7 protein-coding genes and 1 pseudogene are annotated in these 5,956 nt (G+C 37.8%); 4 read left to right on the top strand and 4 right to left on the bottom strand.

All coding sequences use genetic code 11. The features are described 5' to 3' along the window. The 3 genes from VKY50_RS03390 to VKY50_RS03400 form a co-directional block, all read right to left on the bottom strand. On the bottom strand, positions 1–1,005 hold a 1,005-nt coding region (locus VKY50_RS03390; RefSeq protein ID WP_324298861.1), incomplete at its 3' end, for a flavin monoamine oxidase family protein. A 252-nt stretch (positions 1,006–1,257) separates the two neighbouring features. Further along, complete coding sequence (locus VKY50_RS03395; protein WP_324298863.1) at positions 1,258–1,995, bottom strand: SDR family oxidoreductase; 738 nt, start codon at positions 1,993–1,995, stop codon at positions 1,258–1,260. An 81-nt stretch (positions 1,996–2,076) separates the two neighbouring features. Further along, entirely contained in the window at positions 2,077–2,643 is a 567-nt protein-coding gene (locus VKY50_RS03400; RefSeq protein WP_324298866.1) for a Crp/Fnr family transcriptional regulator, read from the bottom strand. 199 nt (positions 2,644–2,842) lie between these two features. Here VKY50_RS03400 and VKY50_RS03405 point away from each other — a divergent pair, with 199 nt between their 5' ends. From VKY50_RS03405 to VKY50_RS03420, 4 genes are all read left to right on the top strand, one after another. Then, a complete protein-coding gene (locus tag VKY50_RS03405; protein WP_324298868.1) occupies positions 2,843–3,604 on the top strand; it encodes an SDR family NAD(P)-dependent oxidoreductase in 762 nt (253 codons plus the stop codon). An 11-nt stretch (positions 3,605–3,615) separates the two neighbouring features. Continuing rightward, a complete protein-coding gene (locus VKY50_RS03410; RefSeq protein WP_324298870.1) occupies positions 3,616–4,077 on the top strand; it encodes a DoxX family protein in 462 nt (153 codons plus the stop codon). After that, a complete protein-coding gene (locus tag VKY50_RS03415; protein ID WP_324298872.1) occupies positions 4,059–4,541 on the top strand; it encodes a DUF1097 domain-containing protein in 483 nt (160 codons plus the stop codon). The genes VKY50_RS03410 and VKY50_RS03415 overlap by 19 nt, the downstream gene beginning before the upstream one ends. 198 nt (positions 4,542–4,739) lie before the next feature. Beyond that, positions 4,740–5,654, top strand: coding sequence for a helix-turn-helix domain-containing protein (locus tag VKY50_RS03420; protein ID WP_324298874.1), 915 nt, complete (start codon positions 4,740–4,742; stop codon positions 5,652–5,654). A 35-nt stretch (positions 5,655–5,689) separates the two neighbouring features. Here the strand turns inward: VKY50_RS03420 and VKY50_RS03425 are convergent. After that, positions 5,690–5,956: pseudogene (locus VKY50_RS03425) on the bottom strand (SAM-dependent methyltransferase); the annotation flags it as partial.

Here is a 5,956-nt window from a genome sequence, read left to right on the forward strand (position 1 = left end):
ACCTTCCATATATCCAGGATGCACCGTTGCAGATTCCGTTCCACAGAACAATACGCTACCATCCATATAACTTTCTTGCAATGCAGGGTGTCCGTTATTTTGGTGAGGCCTATGAATGCTCTGAGGACCGTCTTGTACATATACATTATTCCAAATTTTATCGTGATAAGACACCGGCTTACGGGCCTGACCCCCTAACAAATCTGCCAATTGTTTTATCACAAGTTCCTTTCTGAGTTCATAAGAATAATTCACGGCTGCTCCATTTAAGAATCCCGTAAAGCCAAATTTGTTCTCTTCAAAATTCGTGTGATCATACATTTCCGTAACAATACCAGCGTGACTAAACAGCATTCCAGAATACCCCTCCTTTCTCCAAAAGGCATGATCGTATTCCAATACAAATTTAATGGAGCCAGCCATCCAAGTTTGGACAGTTGGTAAAACCTTTGTTAGTGCACTTGGCAATTCAGGTGAGAACATAATGTTACTTACCAATTGAGGTGGCACACAAATAACAAGCTTATCACAGTTAAACCGCTGCCCATTGGCACAATCCAATGTGATTTTATCCTTGGACGTATGCACTCTGGTAACCCGAGCATCCAGCACTATGGACCCTGGATCAAGGGTGCTTTCTAAGGTGTTAATAAGCAGCTGTGTACCTCCTGCTAGTCGATAGGAAGGTGCCTCTGACTCAGGGACAAAAAACCGCTGAGGCGGTTCAAATGATTTGGTTTCAAATAATGATATCCCCTTTGAAAATTGCGGGAATTTCTTTAAATGCAATTCTTCTATTAGTGCAAGTAAATTAGGATGTTGGTCAGAAAACCAAGTAGCTCTTATCTCCAGAGGTGTTTCTAAATTACCTTTAATGGTTTGTATACGCCCACCTAAGCGATTAGAACCTTCTAATACAATAGACTCCTTATTGACTTTTTTTAGTAGGTATGCCAGGGTTAACCCACTTAATCCACCACCGACAATTACAATTTTCTCCTGCATTACGTGCTACTTTAAAAAAACTAAAAGCTATCGCAAAAATACAATAGCTCTTTGTTTATCGATGACCTTATGGCGCGATATTTTAAGTTGTTATAGAAAATTGTGTTGGCCAGATGATCCGCAATTTAGAATAGGTATATGGCTTTCTTTTTTCCCCATAAAGGCAACGCGCTTACAGGCATGATCATTGGTGAACTATGGGGCTCTTTAATCTTATAAAAGTATTTTCTATAAAAACCATTCCCGATGGGTTTACCACGGAACCACCCCTGTTTCAGGGTTGGTTTCTTCGCTAAAGAATTTACCCGTTGGTCCATTTTGTTTGATTAATGCGTATTTTACAATACGCCTTGCCGCTTCTTCTACTTCGCCTCCTTTATGGTCTGTAAAGTCGGTCCTGGTATATCCCGGGCAAACAGCGTTAATTTTAAAGGCAGTATTTCGCAATTCATACGCAAGATGAACGGTATACATATTTAATGCCGCTTTTGAGGCGCCATAGACAGCCAATTTGGCATACTCATAAGCAGGCCATTTTGGATCGCTTTGTAATGTTAGTGAACCCACACTTGTACTAACATTTACAATCCTAGGCTGCGGAGAATTTCTTAAAAGTTCCACAAACACCTTTATAACCCTTGCAACACCAAAGACATTGGTATTAAAAGTATTTATATATTGTTCTATACTGGCATCAAGGGCAGTATAAGGACTTCCCCCGTTAATTCCTGCATTATTTATAAGCACATCAAGCTTGGTTGTTTGTTCCTTTAATTCTTCAAAAGCTGATTGTACAGAATCCTGGTTTGTAACATCTAGCTGTATAGCTGCTACATTGTGGAGTCCTTGACTTTTCAATATTTCAACAGCTTTGATGCCCTTTGCTAGCCTTCGACTTCCTATAAATACATAAAATCCTTTTTCCAGTAATTGCTTTGCAGTTTCAAATCCAATGCCCTTATTGGCACCCGTAATAAATGCTTTTTTCATGGTTTGCTTTTTTAAAGTCCCAGGACAAAGATTTCCAGAAAAAAAAACATAAAAATTACCAAATGGTAATAACAGGAATATTTACTGAATATTTTTTCTGATCCTACTTAAGGATTGTTGTGTTACACCCAGGTAAGAAGCAATATAGCGCAATGGAATGCGGTTGACCAATAATGGGTGGTTTTTCAGAAACTCCAAATAACGGGTAGTACCATCTTGTGAAACCACTGGTCCTTTTCTGGATTTAGAGTACATGCAGGCTTGAATCATTTTGTTTTTAATGGTATCCCAATTGACAATAATTTGAGAAAGCTCATCCCAGTCCTTCTTTGAGAACACAATGAGTTTACAATCCGTACAGGCTTGTATGTATTGCGTAGCCGCTGAGTTGTCTTCAAAATTAACATAATCGTAGAGTATACTATTCTCACTGACAAAGCTGCGGGTAATTTCTTTTCCTTCATTTGTATAATAACACCCTCGCAGAACACCTTCTACTACAAATCCAGCGTATTTTGGAATTTTTCCAGCTTCTGAAAAATAACTGTCCTTGGGAAGGTATAATTTTTGGGCTTTACTTAACACAAGATCAATTTGTTGTTGATGCAGGTTCCCGAATTGTAATATAAATGCTATTAATTCTTTCATAAGTACAAATTAATGTAGCCTGCTTAGGCCGTTTCTACCAAATGGTAAATTGCTTCCTTGGGTTGCTCAAAGTCACTCATAAAATTAACCAATTTAAAATAAGAACCTGTCGATTATATATTTCGACTACCAAAACCATAAATCTGGCTAAATCTCCCTAGGGATTCCTTCTGAACTTTGTACAAACAAAACAACGATTATGGAAAATACAAAAATTGCATTGATTACTGGAGCAAGCAGGGGCCTAGGAAAAGAGATAGCTTTAAGGATCGCTGAGCGGGGGATAAATGTTATTTTAACCTATCATTTAAACAAGGAAAAAGCAGAAGAACTCGTTGCGCAAATCCAGAAAAAAGGAACAAAGGCAATTGCCTACCAATTAGACACGAGCCGTATCGACACCTTTGATGATTTTTTTAATCAAGTAGCAGAACATCTGAAAGAAAAAACGGGGCATTCAAAATTTGATTACCTGATTAACAATGCTGGAATCGGCAACAATATTCCCTTTGATAAAACCACAGAAGCACAATTTGATGAATTGACAAACATTCAATTTAAAGGAGTCTTTTTTTTCACCCAAAAAGCATTAAAGTACCTCAACGATGGGGGAAGTATTATCAATGTATCCAGTGGATTGACCCGGTTTGTTGGTCCTGGGTACGCTGTTTATGCTTCCACAAAGGCAGCCATTGAAAACCTAACGCGTTATCTGGCAAAGGAATTAAGTGATCGAGAGATAAGGGTAAATGTCATCGCCCCAGGAGCTATTGCAACGGATTTTGCTGGAGGTCAAGTAAGAGATAACAAGCAATATAATAACTATATCAGCTCAGTTACAGCGCTAGGTAGAGTTGGTGTTGCAGAGGACATCGGTGGTGTGGTCGCTTTTTTATGTAGCAAAGATGCCGCATGGATTAATGGTCAACGCATTGAGGTCTCTGGTGGGATGAACCTTTAAAGCAAAAATTCGTGAAAAATCTCAGCACCATAGATTTAGGATTATTACTACTAAGGATCTGGATCGCCATCGGTTTATTTATCAACCACGGATGGGAAAAGCTATTTCAGTTTAATGAAATGCTGGAAAAATTTCCGGATCCTTTATCCTTAGGTAAAACTACTGGATTGGTCTTTGCTTTAATTTGCGACGGCATATGCGCTATCCTTGTTGCTCTAGGAATATTGACCAGATTATCAAGCTTTTTAATTGTCATTAATATGAGTGTGGTGCTGTTGATCTTTTGGGAAGCTAACATTACCGAGATCCATGGGGAGCTACCATTTATTTACCTGGGTACCTATCTCTTTTTTTTAATCTCAGGAGCGGGAAAATACAGTTTGGATGCACTATATGGTTTGGACCCACTGGAGAACTTTAGAATTCTAATAAAAAACCAACAAAAACTTTTACTATGGAAAGATCAAAAATAATTAGGGCACTCATTGTGGGAGTAATGAGCGCCATTGCTGTGGTATCAACACACCAATTGAACTTACACACTTGGGTGTTGTTTATGGCCTGGGTTAGCTTTTTTCTTTTTGGAAAAGCGCCTAAACAAATCTTATTGAGTTTTACGCAAATTGTGATCGGTATTGGAATCGGAGTCTTACTGATGGTAAAAAGTAAATTTTTAAGCGGTGTAGTTGGTGCCGCAGGACTACCGATCGCTGTTGTTTTGGTCATTGCCGTCTTCATGTACCTTGCTCCAAAGCTAAAACCCCTTAATACGATTCCAATTTATTTCTTTGGTTTAATTATATTTTTCGGGACACACCCAGAATTGACCTTCAGCGAAATTGGCCTTATTATACTAACGGTAATCACCGGATTTTCCTTCGCTTGGACTACCAGTAAATTAGAAGGGATACTGGTCCATAGCAGTGATCATAACTGAGTAACTTTACGTTCCTTATCAAAAGACCTAAAGTACGCTCCCATTTTCAGGTAAAATCAATAGTGACAATAGGGCGATTAACCAACTACCTAATTTAAAGACCAAGGGCCTACTTCCCTTATCCAGTGGTAATGGATTTTAGGTTGAAAATAAATATCTTTAACTTAAAAAACAATCTCCCTCTTTTAGAAAAAACATATGAAAACAGCCATTAGAGAAATAAACACCATCAATGAACTTCACCGTATCAGGGAGCTTGGAAAACCTAGTCATCCCCTTATTAGTCTTGTGGATTACGCTGATGTAAAGCATTACGCTTCAGATAATCATGTGAATTGGATTCAGAATTTCTATTCCATTGCCATGAAGAAAAACATCCAAGGTAAAATGCGCTATGGCCATCGAGAATATGATTTTGATGAAGGCTTAATGTCTTTTCTTGCTCCCAAACAAGCCCTAAATGTAATTGTAGAGCAGGGAGATGAAAACAAGTCTGGTTGGATTCTTTTTATCCATCCTGATTTTATTTGGAACACCTCCTTGGCTAAATCTATAAAACAATACGAATTTTTCGATTATGCCATAAGTGAGGCCCTGTTTTTATCAAAAAAGGAGGAACAAATTATGCAAACTATTTTCTTGAACATTCAACAGGAGATAGCGGCCAACATCGATGACTTTAGCCAGAATATTATTATTTCTCAAATTGAGTTATTATTAAGTTATTCGCAGCGATTCTATAAACGGCAATTCATCACACGAAAGAAATGTAGCCACCAAGTATTGGAAAAACTAGAGGAGCTTCTAAACACCTATTTTGATGATATATATGGAGATCACAAAGGATTACCTTCCGTTCAATTTGTAGCAGAACATCTAAATATGTCTCCTACTTATTTAAGTGGGTTATTAAAATCCTTAACCGGTTTAAGCACCCAGCAACATATCCATCTAAAAATAATAGATAAAGCAAAAGAAAGACTCTCTACTACTGAATTAAGTATCAGTGAAATTGCATACGAATTAGGTTTTGAACATGTACAATCCTTTAGTAAATTCTTTAAAAACAAAACCGATCAATCGCCCTTGGAATTTAGAGCCTTGTTTAATTAGCCCGTCATTAAAAAAGGGTGAATGCTATAAACGCCTTATGATTTTCGACAACTAATTTTCCAAAATTTCTGGGATGGTTTTAAGCCTCTCTTTAAGCTAGGTTCATTTATTTCCACAAATTCATATAATCCATAGGATCCAAATTCTTCCGCAATCTTTTTCGCATCAAGAAAATATAAGGATATACCATGTTTGGTGCGGAAGGTGTTTTCACTAATCTGCAGCCCCATTCCAAAGCGATAATCATTTGTAGAAAGGGTAACAAAGACCATGATTCCTCCAGCTTCCAGTTGATTGTAACA

It is taken from the genome of Galbibacter sp., assembly GCF_035306585.1.
GTDB lineage: Bacteria > Bacteroidota > Bacteroidia > Flavobacteriales > Flavobacteriaceae > Galbibacter.

Coding starts and splice junctions, on each gene's coding strand:
- VKY50_RS03395 (WP_324298863.1), bottom strand. CDS start 1,995: ATGAAAAAAGCATTTATTACGGGTGCCAATAAGGGCATTGGATTTGAA.
- VKY50_RS03400 (WP_324298866.1), bottom strand. CDS start 2,643: ATGAAAGAATTAATAGCATTTATATTACAATTCGGGAACCTGCATCAA.
- VKY50_RS03415 (WP_324298872.1), top strand. CDS start 4,059: ATGGAAAGATCAAAAATAATTAGGGCACTCATTGTGGGAGTAATGAGC.
- VKY50_RS03420 (WP_324298874.1), top strand. CDS start 4,740: ATGAAAACAGCCATTAGAGAAATAAACACCATCAATGAACTTCACCGT.
- VKY50_RS03405 (WP_324298868.1), top strand. CDS start 2,843: ATGGAAAATACAAAAATTGCATTGATTACTGGAGCAAGCAGGGGCCTA.